Source organism: Finegoldia sp. (genome assembly GCF_046991905.1).
Taxonomy (GTDB): Bacteria; Bacillota; Clostridia; order Tissierellales; family Peptoniphilaceae; genus Finegoldia.
Map to the genome: position 1 here is coordinate 74,137 of NZ_JBKWZF010000001.1, position 21,764 is coordinate 95,900.

Below are 21,764 nucleotides of genomic sequence, written 5' to 3' on the forward strand. Positions count from 1 at the left end.
AGATAGTTATGTTAAAAAATAGAAATTTAATTAACGCAGATGATTTTAATGTAGAAGAGATAAATGAAATATTAAATTTAGCAGAAGAAATTATAAAGAGGCCTTCTGATTTTTCTAATTTATGTAATGGAAAAATCTTAGGGACTCTTTTTTTTGAGCCTTCAACAAGAACAAGGTTAAGTTTTGAGTCAGCTATACATAGACTGGGTGGTGATTGCATTGGTTTTTCAGAAAGTGCAAGTTCTTCAACATCAAAAGGAGAATCGTTAGCGGATACAATAAGAACAGTATCTAATTATACAGACATAATTGCAATGAGAAACCCAAAAGAAGGTTCAGCAATTTTAGCTAGTTCGTATTCAGAAGTTCCATTAATAAATGCAGGTGATGGTGGACATCAACATCCAACTCAAACTCTTACTGACTTATTGACAATCTGGATGACAAAAAAAAGATTAGATAATATGACAATTGGATTATGTGGAGACTTAAAATTTGGAAGAACAGTACATTCATTGATAAAGGCAATGTCCAGATATAACAATAATAAATTTGTTTTGATATCACCTGAAGAACTACAAGTTCCAGATTATATAAAAATTTTCTTAAAATCAAAAAACATCGAATTTAAAGAAGTTGAAAAGATGGAAGATATTATCGGAGAATTAGATGTATTATACATGACTAGAGTTCAAAGAGAAAGATTTTTCAATGAAGCAGATTATGTAAGATTAAAAGACTCTTATATATTAGATAATAGCAAAATGAGATTAGCTTCACAAGATTTAGCTGTCCTTCATCCTTTGCCAAGAGTTAATGAAATAGCAACTGAGGTAGATAGTGATCCAAGAGCTGTTTATTTCAAACAAGTTAGATATGGTGTAATTGTAAGAATGGCATTAATATTAAAATTATTAGGAGTGAGATAATGTTAAATATAAATAGTATTGAAAAAGGTATTGTAATAGATCATATAAAATGCGGAATGGGATATAAAATATTTCAACTTTTAAAGCTAGATAAGGCTGATTATACTGTAGCTTTAATAATGAATGCACAATCAGGTAAATTAGGAAGAAAAGACATGATTAAAATTGAGAATGTTATAGATATAGATTTTGATATACTTGGTGTATTTGATGATAATATGACAGTTAATATAATTGAAAATGAAAAAATAAAAGAAAAAATTAATTTAAATTTACCAGAACATTTTGAAGGCTTTATTCAATGTAAAAATCCTAGATGTATAACACAATCTGAAAGAAATATTGTTCAAAAATTTAGTTTGGTTGACAAGGAAACTAGAACTTATAAATGCGATTATTGTGATCATTTATACAATGTGGAGGAATAATGAAATTACTGCTTAAAAATTGTCATATAATAGATAGAGATTTAGATATTTTTTCTGATATATTAATAGAAAATGGAAAAATAAAATCTATTGGAACAATATCAGAACCGTTTGATAAAATCATAGATCTAAATAAAAAAATAGTAATGCCAGGTTTTATAGACTTGCATACTCATTTTAGATATCCTGGTCAAGAAAGCAAAGAAGATTTGCATACTGGTAGCCTATCAGCTCTTGCAGGAGGCTATACAACTTGTAATTTAATGGGTAATACTAAACCTGTGGTAGATAATAACGAAATCTATAATGAAATATTAGATAAATCAAAAGAAATTGATCTAATAAATATTTATCAATGCATGGCTACAACCAAAGATTTAAAATCTATAGAAATGATAAATTTTGAAAAAGCAGATACAAAAATTAAATTCTTCAGTGAAGATGGTAGGGGTATAACAGATTCTCTATTAGCTTATAATATTTTTACAGAAATAGAAAAAATAAAAAAAGGTATAATGATTCATGCTGAAGATCATAATTTAACACAAATATCAACTAGATACGCTGAGGACTTGGAAACTATTAGAGACTGCTACCTTAGTTTGAAAACAGGCTGTAAAGTACATTTTTGCCATGTAAGTACTATTAATTCATTGGAAGCTATCAAATTCTATAAAGAAAAGAAAGCGCCAATTACATGTGAAGTTACACCCCACCATTTATATATGAAAGATAGTGATTTTAAGGTAAATCCTTCGATTAGAACACAGGATGATATTGACTGTATCATAGATATGATCAAAAATTCTATTGTTGATGCTATAGCAACAGATCATGCACCACATACTAAAGAAGACAAAGATAATGGTGCTTGTGGTATGATTGGATTAGAAACAGCGTTTAATATTGTGTATAAAGTTTTGCATGAGAATAATGGAATTTCACTAAATAAAATTTCTGAATTAATGAGTTACAATCCAGCGAAAATATTAGGTGAAAATAAAGGCGCTATAATTCCAACTTATGATGCTGATTTAGTAATTATTGATCTTGATAAAAACATAAAAGTTGATAAATTCAATTCAAAATCAAGCAATTCTCCATTTATTGGAGAAGAGTTTACAGGTAGTATCGAAATGACAATCGTAAATGGAGAAGTTAAATTTGAGAAAGGAGTTAAAAATGATAATAGATAAACTTTCTAAAAGAATAAGTGAAAGATCTATAGTTTGTGTAGGATTAGATACAAGTATAGATTATATACCAGAGAACATGAAAAAAGGTAAAAAAGTTAGCGAATATTTATTTGATTTTAATAAAGAAATCATAGATAACACCAAGGACTTAGTTGCATGTTTTAAGGTTCAAATAGCTTATTACGAAGCCCAAGGCATTGATGGAATGATAGCTTACAAAAATACACTTAAGTATCTTAGAGATAATGATTTGATTTCAATAGCGGATGTAAAAAGAGGAGACATCGCAAATACTGCAAAAGAGTATGCAAAAGCTCATTTTGAAAGAGATTTTGAGGCGGACTTTATAACTGTAAATCCTTTCATGGGATATGATACACTGGAGCATTACTTACCATATCTTATGTCAAAAGAAAAAGGTATATTCGTATTAATGAGAACTTCAAATCCAGGATCCAAAGATATTCAATACAAAGATTATAAAGGACTACCTTTATATTATGAAATAGGTGATAATTTAAATAAAATTGCCAAAGATTATATTGGAGAGTGTAACTTAAGTTCTTTGGGATTTGTAGTAGGTGGAACTCAAACAGAAAATGCTAACAAAATTAGAGAAAGATATTCAAATATTATGTTTTTAATTCCAGGATATGGCGCACAAGGAGCAAAACCTGAGGATATAAGAATTTACCTTGATGATTATAAAAAAGGAATTGTTAATTCATCAAGAGGCATAATTCTAAACTATAGAAAATTTGATGATGGAGAAGAAAATATTGGTAAATATGCTAGAAAAGCTGTTGAAGATATGAGAAAGGATATTTACGGTGAATAAATATATTGATTCAGAAATATTACTTAATGAAGAAATAAGTGATGGAATCTATAAGTTGGTTTTAAAAGGAAAATTTAAGGGTGATCCTGGACAATTTTATATGCTTAGAGCTTGGGATGAATCACCTCTTCTTCCTAGACCACTCAGTATTTGTGACTTAGATGAAGATAGTATTACTTTTTTATATGCTGTAGTAGGAAAAGGAACATCGATAATTTCTTCTATGAGAGTTGGAGAAAATATAAAAATCTTAGGACCATTAGGAAACGGATTTGAATTACATCCAGAATCTAAATGCGCTATTGTGGCAGGAGGAATTGGAATTGCACCAATGAAATATTTATCACGAAAGTTAAAAAACATAGATTTATACGTAGGATACAGGGATACTACTTACATGGAAGATGAAATTTTAAACAAAAATGACACTATTATATCAACTGAAGATGGGTCTATTGGATTAAAAGGATATATTACAGAATTTGTAAAAAATGAGTATGATTATATTTATGCTTGTGGTCCAAATCCAATGATGAACTCTTTAAAGAAAAGAAATTTGAATGCTACTGAGTTTTATTCTCTTGAAGCTCATATGGCTTGTGGAATAGGGGCTTGCTTAGGATGTACTGTTAACACAACTAGAGGCCTTAAGAGAGTTTGCAAAGATGGACCTATCTTTGAAAAAAATGAGGTGATATTTGATGCTTAAAACAAATTTTTGCGGTGTTGAATTTAAAAATCCTATAGTTGGCGCATCTGGTACATTTGGATTTGGTAGGGAATATGAAAACTTTACAGAATTAAATAAAATAGGTGGTATTTCTACAAAAGGCTTAACTATTCAACCCAAAAATGGTAATACTGGATTAAGAATCTATGAGACATCTTCTGGAATAATGAATAGTATAGGATTACAAAATCCTTCTGTTCAAGAATTTATAAATAGAGATTTGGAATATATGTTATCGTTAGACACTGTAACTATAGCTAATATTGGTGGCTCTGATATAAAAAGTTATATTGAAGCTGTGGAACTTATTTCAAGCACAGATATTAAAATAATTGAATTAAATATTTCATGCCCAAATGTAAAAGAAGGTGGAATGGCTTTTGGGATAAAGTGCGATATAGCTAAAAGTGTTGTATCAGAGGTAAGAAAGCATACTGATAAAATATTAATGGTAAAATTATCTCCGAATGCTAACGACATTGTAGAAATGGCAAAAACTTGTGAAGATTCTGGAGCAGATGCCATTAGTCTTGTAAATACTTTTAATGCATTAGCTATTGATATTAATAAAAGAAAACCAGTATTTGATAACATAACAGCTGGTCTTTCCGGTCCTTGTATAAAACCGATAGCTTTGAGAATGTGCAGAGATGTATGTAAAAACGTTAAAATTCCAGTTTGTGGTATGGGTGGAATTCAGAATTACAAAGATGCGTTGGAGTTTATAATGGTTGGCTGCCATTTAGTTCAAGTGGGAACAGCAAACTTTGTTAATCCTAATGTAATGGTTGAAATTGCCAATGGAATGGAAAACTATCTAAAAGAAAATAAATTTAAATCAATAGAAGAAATAAGAAATATTATTTAGGGGGAAATTAATGGACAGAGTAGTAGAATTATTAAAAGAAAGTAATGCATTATTAGAAGGTCATTTTTTATTATCATCAGGAAATCATAGTGATAAATATTGCCAATGCGCAAAATTATTACAATATCCTGATAAGGCTGAGGAAGTAGTTAGAGTTATAGCTGAAAAACTTAAAGATGTTGAATTTGATACTGTTGTTGGTCCGGCAATGGGAGGGATAGTTGTAGCTTATGAGTTAGGAAGACAATTACATAAACCAGCTATATTTACTGAAAGAAAAGATGGAGAAATGTGCTTGAGAAGAGGATTTCAAGTAAAAGAAGGAGAAAAAGTAATAATATCTGAAGATGTGGTTACTACTGCTAAATCATCATATGAAACTAAAAAAGTCCTAGAAGATTTGGGAGCAGAAGTAGTTGGAATTTGTTGCTTAGTAGATAGAAGTGTTAACTTAGACATTGATTTGCCGCTATATAGTGCAACAAAAATTGACATTGAAATTTTCAAACCAGAAGATTGTCCTTTATGCAAAAAAGCATTAGAATTAGTAAAACCAGGTTCCAGAGAAATTAAAACTAAATAATTTTACAATTATAAAATAAGCCTAATTTGATATTTTTTGAAAGTTTATCAAATACAATGGCTTATTTTTTTGTGTAGAAAAACATTAAAATATGATACAATAAATAAGAATAAACTAAAAGGAATTGAAAATGGATTTATCAAAATTAGATAAGGAAAAACTGCCTAAGCATGTTGCCATAATAATGGATGGAAATGGAAGATGGGCTACAAATAAAAATAAACCTAGAGTTTTTGGTCACAATGAGGGAATGAAAAGAGTAGTAGATGTTGTAGAAAACTCTTTAAATATCGGGATAAAATATTTGTCATTATATGCTTTTTCAACAGAGAATTGGAAGAGACCCCAAAAAGAGATAGACTTTTTAATGCAAATACTAATAAAATATATAGATGATCAACTAAATAGATTAGTAACTCAAGGAGTCAAAATCAATATTTTGGGAGATATAAGTGTTCTACCAGAAAAAGTTATTCAAAAGATAGAATATGCATTAGAATCTACAAAAAATAATGATAAACTAATTCTTAATATTGCAATTAATTACGGCTCGAGACAAGAAATTTTACGTGCTGTCAATACAGCAATAAAAGAAGGAAAAATTTTGACTGGCGAAGAGTTTTCAAATCTTTTATATACGGAAAATCAACCGGACGTTGATTTATTAATAAGACCAGGTGGAGAAAAAAGGCTTAGTAATTTTTTACTTTATCAAATGTCTTATGCAGAAATATATTTTTCAGATATTTATTGGCCAGATTTCAAATTAGATTCGCTAGTTAATGCAATTTATTGGTATCAAAATAGGAATAGAAGATTTGGTGGGTTGAAATGAAATTTTTAAAAAGGACTTTAACAGGAATTATAATTTTATTGTTATCCATACTGTGTGTTGCTAAAGGCGGAGTTTATCTTTTAATTATGAACTTATTCCTAAGCACAGTTGCAATTTACGAATTAGAAAATGTTCTAAACAAACAAAACAATAATACTATTAATATTAAAAACCTAATTATAAATATTTTATTGAATATTAGCTTTAATATAAGTATATTTTTTAAAAATGAACTACTAGCAATTGTTTTATTGTGTAGTTTTAGTTTGATAGAGTTGACATTATATACTATTTTTGACAAATCTTTAGAAGAAGTATTAAATAATTATTTTATGCATATTTACATTACCATTACTTTTTCATTAATGTATTTTATCGCAAAAACAGAGTATATATGGCTAATTTATATATGTTCTTGGGGGACGGATACAGCAGCCTATTGTACAGGAATGTTGTTTGGAAAACACAAACTCACTAAAATTAGCCCTAAAAAAACTATCGAAGGAGCTGTAGGTGGAATAATAGGAAGTATGATTATTGCTGGTATTTTTACATTTTTCTATGGGGAATTAAATATCATTAAGATAATCAGTATTGCTTTCTTTGGTTCAATTATATCTCAAATAGGTGACATAAGCGCATCCAAAATCAAAAGGAAAGCCAATGTCAAAGATTTTGGAAATATTTTTATCGGACATGGCGGAGTGATGGATAGATTTGATAGTTTTATTTTTGTTTTACCTTATCTCTCAATTTTATATTGTTTAGGGATTTAATAGGAGGAAATATGATTACAATAATTTCATCAATTATTATATTTTTACTAGTAATATTAATACATGAATTTGGACATTTTATTGTCGCTAAGATGAACGGAGTTAATGTTTTAGAATTTTCAATTGGTATGGGACCTAAACTTTTTCAAAAAGAATCAAATGGAACTCTTTATTCTTTAAGATTATTACCAGTGGGTGGATATTGCCAATTAGAAGGCGAGGATGAAGAAAATGATAGTCCTAATTCTTTGAACAATCAATCACCATTTGTTAGACTTAAAGTAATCTTAGCAGGTGCAATAATGAATTTTATATTAGCTTTTTTATTATTAATTCTGTTAATGTCTGTAAGTCGAGTAAGTACTGTTGTTTCTGGTGTTATGAAAGATTCTCCAGCGTATTCTTCTGGAATTCAAGCGGGAGATAATATAGTGTCAATAAATGGGGAAAAGCTCAACGATGGCGAACAATTATTAAAGAGTATTAAACAATCTCAGGGAGACTTAAATATTGAACTGATAAGAGATAATAAACCTAAGAATATTAAAGTTAATCCTAAGCTTGAAAACAATGTTAGAAAAATTGGCGTAAATTTTGAAGAAGAATATAACATTAAAAATTTTAATATTATAAAAGGCTTTAAAAAAGGTATTTCTACTTTTCTTAATTTAACCGGAATGTTATATAAGTTTTTAGGAATGCTTATAACTGGCCAACTAGGATTAGGAGGAGTTAGTGGACCTGTAGGAGTGGTTAAAGAAATCGGAAATGCTGCTAAAACTGGTGTAGCAAATCTACTCTTCCTACTTGCATATATCAATATAAATTTGGGTGTGTTTAATTTATTGCCAATTCCTGCACTTGATGGAGGAAGAGCGATATTCATACTAATCGAGATGATATTTGGCAAAAAAATATCTCAAGAAAAAGAAGGATACATTCACATGGTAGGATTGATTTTGCTTTTAGGCTTAATCACTGTAGTTACAATTAAAGATGTTGTTAAATTATTTTAAATGTTTTATTTAGGCCTGTATGGGCCTTTTTAAATTTGAAAGGTGAAGTAATGAAAAGAGAAGAAACAAAGAGAATTTATGTAGGTAATGTCGCTGTTGGAAATGGTGCAAGAGTTACAGTCCAATCCATGACTAACACGGATACAAAAGATATAGAAAGTACTGTAAGACAAATAAAAGAATTCGAATCAGTTGGTTGCGATATTTCAAGAAGTGCAATTAATGATTTGGAAGATGCAAAAGCAATACCCATTATCAAGAGCATGACGAATATCCCTTTTGTTGCTGATATACAATTTCATCACAAATTAGCAATAGCCGCAATCGAAAATGGATGTGATTGTATTAGAATTAATCCTGGAAATATCGGTGGGATAGAAAGAGTAAAAGAAATTGTAGATTGCTGCAAACATCATAAAATTTCTATGAGAATCGGTGTAAACAGTGGATCGGTTAATCAAAAGTTTATCGATAAATATCATGGAGTAAATGTTGACTCAATTTGCTATAGTTGTCTTGATCAAATAAGAATGATTGAAGATATGGGATTTAACGATATAAAATTGTCACTAAAATCATCAAATGTTAACATGTCAATAAAAGCTTATGAAAAAATGTCTCAACTTTGCAATTATCCACTTCATGTTGGAATAACAGAGGCAGGACCTTCTACTAAAGGGATTATAAAATCTAGTGTAGGAATCGGAAGCATTTTATCCAAAGGAATTGGAGATACAATAAGAGTTTCATTAACTGGTGATCCTAAAGAAGAAATTGTTGTAGGAAGACAAATTTTAATGAGTTTAGGTTTACTAAGTGAAGGAATTGAAATAATATCTTGCCCAACATGTGCTAGAACTAAGATTGATCTAATCAATATCGTTAATCAAGCAGAAAGAAAATTAGATAAAATTGATAAGCACATTAAGGTTGCTATTATGGGATGTGTTGTAAACGGACCTGGTGAAGCAAAAGAAGCTGATATTGGAATTGCAGGAGGAAATGGTGTAGGGTTAATATTTAAGAAAGGTGAAATTATACGCAAAGTTAAAGAAGAAGAATTATTAGATGTATTAATCGAAGAAATAGAGAGGATATAAATGCATTTATTATTGAACGATGTATTAAAAAAAATAGGGTTAAAATACGATTCTCAGTATCCAATTTATATCGATAAATTAACTTACAATAAAGACAATGATGAGTTGGATTGTTTGATAAAAGTACAAAAAGATGAAAATAAAGATAACTTGACAGAGTTTATTCAAAAAGATTTATTGAACTTTATTACAAAAATTAATATTGAATTTAATGATCATGAAAATTCAATAATCAAATTCTCTAAAGATGTCTTGCTTAATATTTTAAAATCAAATGATTTTTGTGAGTATTTTTCTTGTGTTGATTTTGAGAATACAAGTATAAAAGATTCAGAAATTACTTTAATTTTTAATTTCGAGCAAATAATGGATAAATTTATAACTAATCAGAAAGATATTGAATTAGAGCATCTAATAAAAAAGTTATGCGATGAAGACTATTCATTAAAATGTGAAGCTGTTAGATTAAAGAATAATGATGATTATATAAAAAATCTTGCAGAATATGATAATTCGATTAGAGAAAAAATAGCTGATTCGATCAAAGATACTCCAAAACGAGAAAAAGAAGAGGTTAAAAAAACTGGAATAAAATGTGGTAAAGATATTACTAAGTCTCCTATTAAAATCAAAGAAATAATCGAAAACGAAGATGATACATGTATTCGAGCAGAGATTATTGATGTAGATGTCAGAAGTATAAAAGACGGTGAGAGTTTTATCATTTCTTTAGATTTAAGAGATGAGAGTGGAGCTGTTTTTGCTAAAAAGTTTTTAAAGAAAAAAGAATTTGAGGCATTTGGTGATAAATTAAAATCGGGAGTATATCTGTTGTTAACTGGTAGATTGGAATTTGACCGATTTACATCTGGAAAGACTTTTTCTATAAAACAGATGCAAGAAATTGAAAAGCCTGAGACTAGAAAAGATGAATATGAGAAAAAACGAGTTGAACTTCACATGTATTCACAAATGAGTCAACTAGATGGATTTATCGATTTAGATGAATGCTGCAAAACATTAAAAAAATGGGGGCATACAGCTTTAGGTTTAACTGACAAATCTGTTGTACAAGGATATCCTCAATTGTATGATGCTTGCAGTAAAAACGGAATAAAGCCGCTTTTTGGTATGGAAGCTAAGATACTTGAAGATGATTTTAGGATTATAACAAATCCATATAATTCTATGAATCTTGAAGAATTTGTAGTTTTTGATATCGAAACTACAGGATTATCAAATGCAACTGAAAAAATTACAGAAATTGGTGCTGTAAAGATAGTAAACAATGAGATTGTAGATGAATTTAATCAATTAATAAATCCAGAAATACCAATACCAGAAAAAATTACGGAGCTAACTTCTATAACAAATGATATGGTAAAAGATATGCCTAAAATAGATGAAGTTTTACCTAAATTTTTGAATTTTGTCGGAAATTGTACTTTAATTGCACATAATGCTGATTTTGATATGGGATTTATCAAGAAGAATTGTTTGGATTTAGGGATAGACCCTATTAGAACATATATTGATACTCTTGCGTTTGCTAGAGCTTTGGAACCTCATCTGAAAAATCACAAACTTGATACATTAACCAAAAAATATAATGTAAATCTTTTTAATCATCATAGAGCTTGTGATGATGCAAGAGCTACAGGCGAAGTGTTTATCTGCATGATACAAAGTCTTGAAAAAAAGGGTATTAAATTTGATATTAATATAAATCAAATGGAATCTGAATGGAATATTGAAAAAAGAGAATCATATACTGCAACAATTTATGCTCAAAATTTGGTCGGATTAAAAAATTTATACAAACTAGTTACTGCATCTAATTTGAAATATTTTTACAGAGAAGGCGGTATACCAAAATCTGAACTCAATAAGAGAAGAGAAGGACTTTTGATTGGTACTGGAAATGAAAACGGGGAATTGATTAAAGCTATTCTTAATTATGAATCAAATGAAAAGTTGGATGAAATTATTTCAAAGTATGATTTTTTAGAAGTTCAACCACCTCTGTATTATGATGGAGTAAAATCGAAAAGGATGAGCTTCAATTTAAAAAGTTGTGAAGAATTAACTAGAAAACTATACGATTTATCTCAAAAACATGAAAAACCTCTTGTAGCAGATTCATATGCAAAGTATTTTGAGAAAACGGACTATATTTTTAGAAATATAATTCTAGAAGGTCAACCTAGAAAAATTTATGGCGAGAAATTCCCTACATTATTTTTTAGAACAACAGATGAAATGATGAATGAATTTGGATTTTTGGAAAAAGAGGTAGCTGAAGAAATAGTTATAGACAATACAGTGAAAATTGCAAATATGCTTGAAGATATAAAACCTATACCAGATGGTACTTTCCCACCAGTAATTGAAGGATCGGATACTGAATTAAGAGAGATGACATATAAAAAAGCAAGAAATATATATGGTGATAATTTACCAGAAATCGTAGAAAATAGGTTAGAACGTGAGTTGTCATCTATTATTTCAAATGGATACGCAGTATTATATATTATTGCTCAAAAATTGGTTAAAAAAAGCAATGAAGATGGATATTTGGTTGGGTCCAGGGGTTCTGTTGGATCAAGTTTTGTTGCGACAATGGCAGATATAACTGAGGTTAACCCTTTGATTCCACATTATATTTGTGAAAACTGTAAACATTCAGAATTTATACATGATGAAAATATAGGTTCGGGAGTGGATTTAGAAGATAAAAACTGTCCGGTATGTGGACAACCGTTAAAAAAAGAAGGACATAACATACCCTTTGAAGTTTTTTTGGGCTTTGATGGTGACAAAGAGCCAGATATAGATTTGAATTTCGCTGGGGAATATCAGCCTACTGTTCATAAATATACAGAAGAATTGTTTGGGGAAGGAAAAGTATTCAGAGCAGGAACCATTGGTACTATTTCCGACAAAACAGCTTATGGATATATTAAAAAATATTTTGAAGATAAAAATGAATATGTCAATAATTCAGAAATCAAATATTTGCAAAGAGGAATATTAGGTGTTAAAAGGACATCTGGTCAACATCCAGGTGGAGTTATGATTGTTCCAAGAGATAAAGATATTGAAGATTTTTGTCCAGTTCAACATCCTGCTGATGATGTTAATAGCGATATAATTACTACTCACTTCAATTACAAATCTATAAGTGGCAGAATTTTGAAACTTGATTTACTGGGACACGATGTTCCAACAATTATAAAAATGTTGTCTGATATGACAGGGGTAGATCCATTGACTATTCCTATGGATGACAAAGAAACCATGAGTATTTTTTCATCGATAGATGCTTTACACTTTGAAGAGCTAATAGATGGATTAGATATAGGTACATTAGGAATTCCAGAATTTGGTACAAATTTTGTAAGAGGAATGCTTAGAGATACAACTCCGAAAACTTTTTCGGAATTAGTTAGAATTTCTGGATTGTCTCACGGAACAAATGTATGGTTGAATAATGCACAAGATTTAATCAGAAATGGTGTAGTTGAATTGAAAGACACTATATGTACAAGAGACGACATCATGATTTATCTAATAAATAAAGGATTAGAAAAGAAAAAATCTTTTAAAATTATGGAAACGGTAAGAAAAAATAGACTCCTTGATGAAGATACACTAAATTATATGACTGAAAATAATGTTCCAGATTGGTATATTGAATCCTGTAAGACAATTGAGTATCTGTTCCCGAAAGCTCACGCGGTAGCATATGTAATGATGAGTTATAGAATCGCTTATTTTAAAGTACACTATCCGGAAGCTTTTTATTCAACATTTTTTACAATAAAACTGCAAGATTATCCAGGCGATGTAATTGTAAAAGGATTGAATGCTATCAGGGAAGAAATGCAATCCTTGAAAGATAAGTACAAAGAATCAAATTCTAAGATGACAGCAAAAGATAGTAACAAATATTCTGTATTAGAAGTAGCTGAAGAGATGTATTGTAGGGGAATCAAACAATCGAGAGTTGATTTGCACAAATCTGATAAATCTAGGTTTAAAGTTTTGGAAAAAGGATTCATTCAACCTCCTTTTAATGCGTTGGAAGGGGTAAGTGACGCAAACTCTGTTGCTATTTTTGAAGAAATACAAAAAGGGGAATTTATTTCAAAGCAAGATTTTACTACAAGAACAAAAGTTAATAAGACTGCTCTAGAAATACTTGAAAACCATGGTGTGTTAGATGGTTTGCAAAATGAAAACCAAATAAGTTTATTTGATTTTTAGTGATATGTTATAATTAGATAAATGGAGTGATTATGGATAAAAATTTAATTTACAAGACAAATAACGAAAAATTAATAGCTTTTATTTTTGGACAATTAGAAAAAAACGCAAAAAAAATCGAACAAGCTTGTGATGTTAAACTTAAAATATCAGAAGAGGGGATATTAATTAGTGGTTCTGAAGTTAATATAGATAATGTTGGCAATCTAATAGAATCTCTTAATTCTCATACTTTATCAGACAAAGAATTGACAGATCAAGATTTGGATTATTTGATTTCTAATATAGAAAAAATCAGAGAACAAAACATTTCTAAGATTAAAGATTATGTGATTTGTTATAATTCTAAGGGAAAACCGTTAAAGCCAAAAACAATAAATCAAAGAAATTATGTTGAAATGATTAATGATAATGATATTGTATTTGGGATAGGACCTGCAGGTACTGGTAAAACTTATTTGGCAATGGCTATGGCAATAAATGCGTTTAGGAATAACGAGGTTGACAGAATAATTTTAACAAGGCCTGCAGTAGAAGCAGGAGAAAGCTTAGGGTTCTTACCTGGAGATTTGCAAGAAAAAATAGATCCTTACTTAAGACCTATATATGATGCAATGTTTGATATTTTAGGTTATGAAAACTTTGAAAAATTTAAAGAAAGAGGATTGATTGAAGTAGCACCATTGGCATATATGAGAGGCAGAACTTTAGATAATGCTTATATTATACTAGATGAAGCACAAAATACTACCAATGAACAAATGAAGATGTTTCTAACCAGAATTGGATACGGTTCTAAAGCAATAGTAACTGGAGATATAACACAAGTTGATTTACCGAGAGGTAAAAAATCTGGGTTACTTGTAGCTACAAATATTCTTAGAGACATTAAAGGAATAAGCTTTTTAGAATTTGAAAAAACTGATGTCGTAAGACATCCACTTGTACAAAAAATTATTGGTGCGTATGAAAAATTAGAAAATAATAGGTCGAATTATGATAATACAGATAAGTAATAGACAAGATGATTTTAAAATTGATGATGATTTAATCTCAGATATTGAAAAATCAATAAAAATATGTTTAATTCAAGAATTGAATGATGACAATTACGAGATATCATTATCTTTTGTCAGTGAAACTGAGATAAAAGATCTTAATCGAAATTATCGTGACAAAGATAAAGTAACTGATGTATTGAGTTTTCCTTTGGAAGATGACTTTGCAATTCAGACAAATCTATTAGGTGATATTATTATATGCTGCAAAAGAGCAATTGAACAAGCTGAAGAATATAACCATACTATTAAAAGAGAGATAGTTTATTTAGTCGTTCATTCAATGTTTCATTTATTAGGTTATGATCATATTGAAAAAAACGATAAAACTATTATGAGAAGTAAGGAAAAATCCGCTTTAAAAGAAATAGGTATCTATAAAGATGAAGAATTTAAATAATAATTCAAGAGATAAGAATATTTCTAAAAACACATCTTTTATAACTAGCTTTCAATATGCTATGGATGGAATTATACATTGTTTAAAAAATGAAAGAAACTTTAGAACTGATATTTTGATGACAGTTTTGGTTATGATTGCATCGTTAATGTTTGATTTATCAAGAGTTGAAATGGCTTGTTTATGTATAACTATAACTTTCATTTTAATGGCTGAAATGACAAATACAGCAATTGAAACGATAGTTGATTTAGTTTACGACAAATATGACGATAAAGCAAAAATAGCAAAAGATGTAGGGGCTGGGGCAGTATTATTAGCGGCATTTAATTCTATATTTGTGGGATATTTTATGTTTTATGATAGAATTGTTCCACTTAGTCATACGGCTGTCATCAAGTTACAAAACTCACCAACACATTTGACATTTATTGCTTTAATTTTGGTAGTAGTTATTACTTTGGTGCTAAAGAGTTTTATTTATCAAAATAAGTGGACTTACTTACAAGGTGGAAGTGTAAGCGGGCATGCTTCGGTGTCTTTTTGTAGTGCTACAATTATTGCACTATTAGCAAATAATACACTTGTAACTATACTATCTTATTTCATAGCTTTTTTAGTCGCAGAAAGCAGAGTAGAAGGTAAAATTCATACATTAAATCAAGTAATTGTTGGTGGAATAATTGGTACTTTAGTAGCAATATTATTATTTAAAGTGATTATTTAGGAGTATTAATGGAAATTAACAAAATGTATAAAATAGCTTTGGATTACAAACTAAATGCATATACGCCATATTCTAACTATAGAGTAGGATGTTGTGTTAAAGCAGCAGATGGTAATTTTTATGGGGGATGCAACATTGAAAATGCTTCATTTTCTCCAACAATTTGTGCAGAAAGAACTGCGATTTCAAAAATGGTGTCTGAAGGTTGTAAATTAATAGACACTATTTTAATAATAGGAGATTCTGAGTTTACATATCCATGTGGAGTTTGTAGACAGGTGATTAAAGAATTTTCTGATGAAAACACAAGAATAATTGTAGCCAAGAATGAAAAAGAGTATAAAGAATATAATATAGAAGATTTATTGCCTCATGGATTTAGTGGAGATGATGTAAATGTTTAAATCAGGATTTGTTTCAGTAATCGGTAGGAGTAATGTTGGAAAATCAACTCTTTTAAATAGAGTTCTAGGAGAAAAACTTACTATTATTTCCGACAAACCACAAACTACCAGAAATAAAATACAATTAATATATACTGATGAAAATATACAAGCTATATTTTTAGATACTCCAGGAATACAAACTCCGAAGAATAGACTTGGAGACTATATGCTAAAAGTATCAATGTCAACTTTAAATGAAGTAGATGTTATAACATATATTGTGGATACTTCTGAAGAAATTGGGAAACTTGATTACGAAATTATAGAAAAATTAAGATTGGTTAATACAAAAATCATTTTATTAATTAATAAGATAGATAAAATTCCAAATAACAAGGTCGATGACTTAGTAAAAATGTACAAAAAAATTGGTATATTTGAAGAAATAATTCCTATAAGCGCATTGAATGGAGATAATTTAGAAAAGTATTTAACTTCTCTACATAATACCTTGCCTGAAGGACCTATGTATTATGATAAGGACAGCATAACTGATCAACCAATAAGACAAATTGTGCAGGAATTAATCAGAGAAAAAGCACTTATCAATTTATCCGATGAATTACCCCATGGAATAGCTATTACTATTGAAAGGTTTAAAGAAAGAGAAGATAAGAATTTGATAGACATAGATGCTACAATTATCGTTGAGAAAAAGAGTCATAAAGGTATGGTTATTGGGAAAAAAGGCTCAATGATAAAAAAAATAGGATCTGATGCGAGACTTGATATACAACAATTATTGGATACAAAAGTAAATCTTAAATTATGGGTAAAAATAGATGAAGAATGGAGAAATAAAGACTCTAGACTAAGATATTTAGGTTATAATTAATGGAACAAGAATATATAAAAACACAGGCTATAGTATTAGAACATATTATTTACGGTGAGAACTCCATAATATTGAATGTTTTTAGCAAAGAAGAAGGAATTATAGGAATTTTCATCAATAACATTAATTCTATGAAATCAATTATAGAGTTTAATGTTTTGTCAGTTAATGACTTTACTTTAAAAAAAGGCAATCAGTTCTATTATTTGGTAGACTATGATTTAATTAATTCTAATTTCAATATTAGAACTAACTACAAATCCGAACTATTTAGTTTAGTAATAGTAGATTTAATAAAATCAATTTTTTATAATGAAGTTTGTAATGAAAAAGTATATGCTTTGATATTAAAAACTGTAATCTTTTTATCCAAGTATCCTGAAAATCAATATGCATTAATCAATGCATTTATTTTGAAGTTAGTTTCTTATCTTGGATATCAGCCAAGTATGTTTTACGAAAATAGTAAAAATAGATTTTATTTAGACGGTGGTTTTTTAGAATCCGATGGGGAATACTACCAAATCGATAACTTGCACGCAAAGTATATGATATACTTAATGAAAAATAGGTATGATGATATAATAAATAATAAGTTTGAACCAATAGATGAGAACAGAATTTTAAAAATTTTATTAAAATACACGATGAACAATTTTGGAATAGAATATTTGGGGTCTTTAGGATACCTAGAATATTTGTAAGGAGAAAAAATGTACAACTTATTAATAGATATAGTGACTACTAATATACCGGATAATTTTATAGGAATTATAAATAGATCACTTGACGAAAAAATAAGAAAAGAATTTAGAAAAATAAATTTATTGTACTCAAATTTAGATTTGGATACTATAAAGGATCATTTTTTTATTTATGTTACTAATATAGAGAATACAGTCTACACACTCGAAGATTATGAAAATGTAGTAATAAAAGTAATTGATTCCATGAATTTTAAATATAATTATGATTCAAAAAATCTATCATTCAAAGAATCTGTTTTGTACATCAAATTATTTAATGAAAAAGAGCAAAAAGTAATAAAGTTTAGAAGTTTAGATGAATATAAAGATAATAGCTTGTTGAATTTGTCTTCTTTTAATGATTTTTCTTCAGAGTTATTAAAGAAACAAATTATTTTAAAAAAAGAAGAGAGATTACAATCTTTTGAGACAAGTGCGAAAAAGATTGCTAGAGCAAATGGATGTTCAATAATTAATAATCAGAGCATACTCAACGATTATGCAAATAAATTTGACTATCCAGTTAGTGTAGAAGGATCTTTCAACGAAAAATATTTATGCATCGATAAATCAATACTATACACAGTCTTGATGGAAAATTTTAATGTGCTGCCTATGGAATTCGATAATGGAAATAGCTCTAATTTTTTCATTTATGCCAAAAACAAAAATTCTGATGATTCAAAAATTTTATCCATAAAAATTAATGATAAATTAGAAGAAATAAACAATCTAATAACTAAAAAGTCAGATAAAAAACTTGAAGATTTTGTAGAAGATTTAAAAATTGTTAATTATGTAAATAATTACGGAAACTTTTACGACAAAACTCAGAGATTAATCAAGATATCTGTTGAATTATGTAAGATTCTTTCAGTAAGTGAAGAAACTATAGATCCCGTTAAAAGAATCTCATTTTTATGTAAAGCAGATAAAGCAACTGAAATTGTACAAAAATGTCCTTTTTTACATGGACTAATTGGAAGATTTTATGCTAAGTCTGATGGCGAAGATTTAATTGTTTATGAAGGCGTATATGAACATATCAAACCGAGATTTATATCTGAAGATATTCCTAATTCTACGGCGGCTAAAATTGTTGCAATTTCTGATAAAATGGAATATGTTATGTCTTACATAATTTCTAGTAGTGACGATAATTTCAAATTCAATTATAAATTAAGAAAAACCATAACATCGGTAATTGCTATCATACTTAAATCAGAATTAGATTTTAGTTTGAGTGATTTTATTACTAAAATTTTATATGTATTTCTTCAAGACAAAGGAATAATAGATTATGAATATTTTGAAAAAAGTATAAAAGATATCATTCTTGACGTATATAGAGATGAATGCATTAAATTGGGGATAGATTTTGACGAAGTTGATGTAATAAATTTTAACAATTTAAATCTACTTCAATTAAATCGTATATTGATGGATTTACATGATATAAACACGAAAAATAATGGTAAGTTGATTATACAAATTCAAAAGATGCTAGAAGCAGATTCTAGTAAGTGCAAATATACTCCAATGAAATTAGATAATAATAATTTATGTAATTTATTAAAAAAATTAGTAGTATGTAAAGATGAGGAATTACCTTTTTATAAACTAATTTTCAAAGGTGTATTTAAAAAACTAAATTAAGGAGCATATTATGAATAAAACCATGGTAGTTATTTCTGATTCTACTGGTGAAACAGCAAATCAAGTATTGGATGCTGTTAAAGTTCATTTTGATACTAAAAATGTTGAAATAAAAAAATTCTCAAAAATTATTATTAAGGAACAGATAGATGAAATTTTAGAAGAAATAACTGGAGATATTTTAATATTTTCGACGATTGTAGATAGAAAATTATTAAATTATTTAATAGAAAAAACAGAAATGAATGAATCAATCTACCTGGTAGATGTTTTATCTTATCCTATTTCAGTTTCAAGTAAATTTTTTAAACAAAAACCAAAATTTGATGTCGGATTAAATAGAAAGGTTGATCAAGAATACCTTGAAAAGATGGAAGCTTTAGAATTTGCTGTTAAATACGATGACTGTAAGGATAAATTTGGAATTTTAAAAGCTGATATTATCTTAATAGGTGTCTCCAGAACTTCAAAAACACCTTTGAGTTTGAATTTGGCATTTAAAAATTATAAAGTTTGTAACATTCCAATTCTTCCGGAAATTGAAGTACCATCAGAGTTATTCAAAGTTGACAATAAAAAAATTATTGGTTTAATTATTGATTCTGACAAACTTAATAATATAAGAGAAGATAGAATGGCTAAAATTGGCTTGCAATTAAGTTATTCTGATGATTCTAGAATAGAAAAAGAACTTGATTTTGCGAAAGGAATAATGAATAAAATAGGCTGTAAGATAATTAATGTTACTGATAAAACAATTGATGAAACCTCTAACGAGATAATTTCATATATAGAAAAAAACAGTAAAATTTAAGTTCTCATTTTTTGAGAGCTTTTTTGTTTTAGCTATTAAATTATGATAAAATATTAGGAGAAAACTGGAGGCAAATGTGGAAAATAATAGATACGAAATTCAAAGAGAAATAAATCAAGACCAATTTTCTACGACATTTAAAGCATATGATAAAAAATTAAATAGATACATTAGTTTAAAAGAGTATAAAGAAAAAAATCAGTTTGACTCTTTAACAAAGCCGTTAAAATCATTCTCTAATTTACATCATCCAAATATCCTTGAAATGTATGATTTATTTTTAGATTCAACCGGTAATAGTTTTTTAACATATGAGTATTTTGATGGAATATCCTTAGATAATTTTTTTAAAAGAAAGAAGATAGATGAAATTTTTATATTAGAAATTCTAAAAAAAATTATACTTTCGCTAATTTATTCTGAAAATAATGAGGTGTTTTTTGGGAAATTACGAATTTATAATATGCTGATAGATGAAAATAATAATTTTAAAATCGATATCTTCAAAAATTTTGACGGGAAAAACTTTGGGGACAGTAATGCTCAGTTAAGTTATTATGTTAGTCTATTATTAGAAGTGTTAGAAAAATCAAATATTGATATTAAGAGTAGCAACTTAAATGGTATTTATCAAAAACTAAAAAATAATACTTATAGTGATTTACAAGGTATAATGAAAGATTTAAACAAAATTGATGGTAATAAAATTACTGCTTCAAAAACTGATCCATCAGACAATACAATAAAATTAGATTTGAAAAATGCATACGAGAAAAATATGTCTTATAAAATAGATGAAAACTTATTTGATGAAGAAAATAATAAAAAAAAGAAATCTCATAATTATCTCAAATCTTTTTTAGTTTATTTTACATCTGTGTTATTAGCTTTTTTTGCTGCTGCAGCGATAATATTTTATTATAATTCGAGACCGAAAGCACCGGAATTTGTTGGAAAAAATTTGAGACTAGCAGTTGACCAAGCTACTGAAAATAACATTGAGTTAGTTGTAGACAAAGCCGTAGGTGTAGATGATTCTGATTTTAATAAATATGTCGTTATTGGACAAAATCCAAAAGTTGGTAACAAGCTTTTGTTTAAGAAAAAGATAAAGGTTGAACTTGGATTAGAAAAAGAAAACACAATGATTAATTTGATAGGTTTAAATTTGAAAAAAGCTAAGAAAGAACTTTCCAATCTTGGTTTAAATGTGAAGAAAGTTAAATACAAAAAAAGTTCAGTGTATGATGAAGGCGTAGTCATTGATCAAAGCGTAGAATCTGGAAGAAAAATTCAAAATGGAGATTTCGTAACAATAACGGTGAGTTCAGGAAAAATAAAGAGAAGAGAATCAGTTGAAGATGAATATACACCACCTGAAGAAAATGAAAGACCTAGCGAAAATGAAAGTGAAAATTCAAATGTAGAACAAAGTGAGTCTGATCAAGGTAATCATCAAGAAAGTAATGGTGATGAAACAAATACTAGAAAAAACGATAATAATAGTGGGGAATAAA

General features: G+C 28.3%; 21 protein-coding genes. All 21 read left to right on the top strand.

Features of this window, described 5'->3' with window-relative positions; translation table 11 throughout:
- The first annotated feature begins 8 nt into the window (after positions 1-8).
- Positions 9-929 (top strand): aspartate carbamoyltransferase, encoded by a 921-nt coding sequence (gene pyrB, locus ACLUJM_RS00400; protein ID WP_412411845.1) that lies wholly within the window; start codon positions 9-11, stop codon positions 927-929.
- On the top strand, positions 929-1,357 hold the full coding sequence (locus ACLUJM_RS00405) for an aspartate carbamoyltransferase regulatory subunit (protein WP_294684531.1): 429 nt from the start codon (positions 929-931) through the stop codon (positions 1,355-1,357). Before pyrB ends, ACLUJM_RS00405 begins: the two co-directional genes overlap by 1 nt.
- Entirely contained in the window at positions 1,357-2,553 is a 1,197-nt protein-coding gene (locus ACLUJM_RS00410) for a dihydroorotase (protein ID WP_412411846.1), read from the top strand. The genes ACLUJM_RS00405 and ACLUJM_RS00410 overlap by 1 nt, the downstream gene beginning before the upstream one ends.
- Positions 2,540-3,391 (top strand): orotidine-5'-phosphate decarboxylase, encoded by an 852-nt coding sequence (gene pyrF / locus ACLUJM_RS00415; protein ID WP_412411847.1) that lies wholly within the window; start codon positions 2,540-2,542, stop codon positions 3,389-3,391. The genes ACLUJM_RS00410 and pyrF overlap by 14 nt, the downstream gene beginning before the upstream one ends.
- The gene (locus ACLUJM_RS00420) at positions 3,384-4,100 is read left to right on the top strand and encodes a dihydroorotate dehydrogenase electron transfer subunit (protein WP_412411848.1); all 717 of its coding nucleotides are present in this window, start codon (positions 3,384-3,386) and stop codon (positions 4,098-4,100) included. Before pyrF ends, ACLUJM_RS00420 begins: the two co-directional genes overlap by 8 nt.
- Positions 4,093-4,989 carry a dihydroorotate dehydrogenase gene (locus ACLUJM_RS00425; RefSeq protein WP_412411849.1) on the top strand — a complete coding sequence of 299 codons (897 nt, stop codon included), beginning with the start codon at positions 4,093-4,095 and terminating at the stop codon, positions 4,987-4,989. The genes ACLUJM_RS00420 and ACLUJM_RS00425 overlap by 8 nt, the downstream gene beginning before the upstream one ends.
- Positions 4,990-4,999: 10 nt before the next feature.
- Complete coding sequence (gene pyrE, locus ACLUJM_RS00430; RefSeq protein WP_412411850.1) at positions 5,000-5,572, top strand: orotate phosphoribosyltransferase; 573 nt, start codon at positions 5,000-5,002, stop codon at positions 5,570-5,572.
- Positions 5,573-5,702: 130 nt separating this feature from the next.
- On the top strand, positions 5,703-6,407 hold the full coding sequence (locus ACLUJM_RS00435; protein WP_412411851.1) for an isoprenyl transferase: 705 nt from the start codon (positions 5,703-5,705) through the stop codon (positions 6,405-6,407).
- A complete protein-coding gene (locus tag ACLUJM_RS00440; protein WP_294684538.1) occupies positions 6,404-7,183 on the top strand; it encodes a phosphatidate cytidylyltransferase in 780 nt (259 codons plus the stop codon). The genes ACLUJM_RS00435 and ACLUJM_RS00440 overlap by 4 nt, the downstream gene beginning before the upstream one ends.
- 11 nt (positions 7,184-7,194) lie before the next feature.
- Complete coding sequence (rseP, locus tag ACLUJM_RS00445; protein WP_412411852.1) at positions 7,195-8,199, top strand: RIP metalloprotease RseP; 1,005 nt, start codon at positions 7,195-7,197, stop codon at positions 8,197-8,199.
- 50 nt (positions 8,200-8,249) lie between these two features.
- Positions 8,250-9,299 (top strand): flavodoxin-dependent (E)-4-hydroxy-3-methylbut-2-enyl-diphosphate synthase, encoded by a 1,050-nt coding sequence (gene ispG, locus ACLUJM_RS00450; protein ID WP_294684541.1) that lies wholly within the window; start codon positions 8,250-8,252, stop codon positions 9,297-9,299.
- Positions 9,300-13,565 carry a PolC-type DNA polymerase III gene (locus ACLUJM_RS00455; protein ID WP_412411853.1) on the top strand — a complete coding sequence of 1,422 codons (4,266 nt, stop codon included), beginning with the start codon at positions 9,300-9,302 and terminating at the stop codon, positions 13,563-13,565.
- Positions 13,566-13,597: 32 nt separating this feature from the next.
- A complete protein-coding gene (locus ACLUJM_RS00460) occupies positions 13,598-14,581 on the top strand; it encodes a PhoH family protein (RefSeq protein WP_412411854.1) in 984 nt (327 codons plus the stop codon).
- A complete protein-coding gene (ybeY, locus tag ACLUJM_RS00465) occupies positions 14,562-15,023 on the top strand; it encodes an rRNA maturation RNase YbeY (RefSeq protein ID WP_294684606.1) in 462 nt (153 codons plus the stop codon). The genes ACLUJM_RS00460 and ybeY overlap by 20 nt, the downstream gene beginning before the upstream one ends.
- Positions 15,007-15,750 carry a diacylglycerol kinase gene (locus ACLUJM_RS00470; protein ID WP_294684607.1) on the top strand — a complete coding sequence of 248 codons (744 nt, stop codon included), beginning with the start codon at positions 15,007-15,009 and terminating at the stop codon, positions 15,748-15,750. The genes ybeY and ACLUJM_RS00470 overlap by 17 nt, the downstream gene beginning before the upstream one ends.
- 8 nt (positions 15,751-15,758) lie before the next feature.
- A complete protein-coding gene (cdd, locus tag ACLUJM_RS00475; protein WP_294684609.1) occupies positions 15,759-16,154 on the top strand; it encodes a cytidine deaminase in 396 nt (131 codons plus the stop codon).
- A complete protein-coding gene (era, locus tag ACLUJM_RS00480; RefSeq protein WP_294684610.1) occupies positions 16,147-17,031 on the top strand; it encodes a GTPase Era in 885 nt (294 codons plus the stop codon). Before cdd ends, era begins: the two co-directional genes overlap by 8 nt.
- Positions 17,031-17,735: a DNA repair protein RecO gene (gene recO / locus ACLUJM_RS00485; RefSeq protein WP_294684611.1), complete on the top strand. Its 705-nt coding sequence runs from the start codon at positions 17,031-17,033 to the stop codon at positions 17,733-17,735. Before era ends, recO begins: the two co-directional genes overlap by 1 nt.
- A 9-nt stretch (positions 17,736-17,744) precedes the next feature.
- On the top strand, positions 17,745-19,433 hold the full coding sequence (locus ACLUJM_RS00490; protein ID WP_412411855.1) for a glycine--tRNA ligase subunit beta: 1,689 nt from the start codon (positions 17,745-17,747) through the stop codon (positions 19,431-19,433).
- 10 nt (positions 19,434-19,443) lie between these two features.
- Positions 19,444-20,247: a pyruvate, water dikinase regulatory protein gene (locus ACLUJM_RS00495; RefSeq protein ID WP_294684614.1), complete on the top strand. Its 804-nt coding sequence runs from the start codon at positions 19,444-19,446 to the stop codon at positions 20,245-20,247.
- 76 nt (positions 20,248-20,323) lie between these two features.
- A complete protein-coding gene (locus ACLUJM_RS00500; protein ID WP_294684615.1) occupies positions 20,324-21,763 on the top strand; it encodes a PASTA domain-containing protein in 1,440 nt (479 codons plus the stop codon).
- Position 21,764 lies beyond the last annotated feature (1 nt).

Coding starts and splice junctions, on each gene's coding strand:
- pyrB (WP_412411845.1), top strand. CDS start 9: ATGTTAAAAAATAGAAATTTAATTAACGCAGATGATTTTAATGTAGAA.
- ACLUJM_RS00405 (WP_294684531.1), top strand. CDS start 929: ATGTTAAATATAAATAGTATTGAAAAAGGTATTGTAATAGATCATATA.
- ACLUJM_RS00410 (WP_412411846.1), top strand. CDS start 1,357: ATGAAATTACTGCTTAAAAATTGTCATATAATAGATAGAGATTTAGAT.
- pyrF (WP_412411847.1), top strand. CDS start 2,540: ATGATAATAGATAAACTTTCTAAAAGAATAAGTGAAAGATCTATAGTT.
- ACLUJM_RS00425 (WP_412411849.1), top strand. CDS start 4,093: ATGCTTAAAACAAATTTTTGCGGTGTTGAATTTAAAAATCCTATAGTT.
- pyrE (WP_412411850.1), top strand. CDS start 5,000: ATGGACAGAGTAGTAGAATTATTAAAAGAAAGTAATGCATTATTAGAA.
- ACLUJM_RS00435 (WP_412411851.1), top strand. CDS start 5,703: ATGGATTTATCAAAATTAGATAAGGAAAAACTGCCTAAGCATGTTGCC.
- ACLUJM_RS00440 (WP_294684538.1), top strand. CDS start 6,404: ATGAAATTTTTAAAAAGGACTTTAACAGGAATTATAATTTTATTGTTA.
- rseP (WP_412411852.1), top strand. CDS start 7,195: ATGATTACAATAATTTCATCAATTATTATATTTTTACTAGTAATATTA.
- ispG (WP_294684541.1), top strand. CDS start 8,250: ATGAAAAGAGAAGAAACAAAGAGAATTTATGTAGGTAATGTCGCTGTT.
- ACLUJM_RS00455 (WP_412411853.1), top strand. CDS start 9,300: ATGCATTTATTATTGAACGATGTATTAAAAAAAATAGGGTTAAAATAC.
- ACLUJM_RS00460 (WP_412411854.1), top strand. CDS start 13,598: ATGGATAAAAATTTAATTTACAAGACAAATAACGAAAAATTAATAGCT.
- ybeY (WP_294684606.1), top strand. CDS start 14,562: ATGATAATACAGATAAGTAATAGACAAGATGATTTTAAAATTGATGAT.
- ACLUJM_RS00470 (WP_294684607.1), top strand. CDS start 15,007: ATGAAGAATTTAAATAATAATTCAAGAGATAAGAATATTTCTAAAAAC.
- cdd (WP_294684609.1), top strand. CDS start 15,759: ATGGAAATTAACAAAATGTATAAAATAGCTTTGGATTACAAACTAAAT.
- era (WP_294684610.1), top strand. CDS start 16,147: ATGTTTAAATCAGGATTTGTTTCAGTAATCGGTAGGAGTAATGTTGGA.
- recO (WP_294684611.1), top strand. CDS start 17,031: ATGGAACAAGAATATATAAAAACACAGGCTATAGTATTAGAACATATT.
- ACLUJM_RS00490 (WP_412411855.1), top strand. CDS start 17,745: ATGTACAACTTATTAATAGATATAGTGACTACTAATATACCGGATAAT.
- ACLUJM_RS00495 (WP_294684614.1), top strand. CDS start 19,444: ATGAATAAAACCATGGTAGTTATTTCTGATTCTACTGGTGAAACAGCA.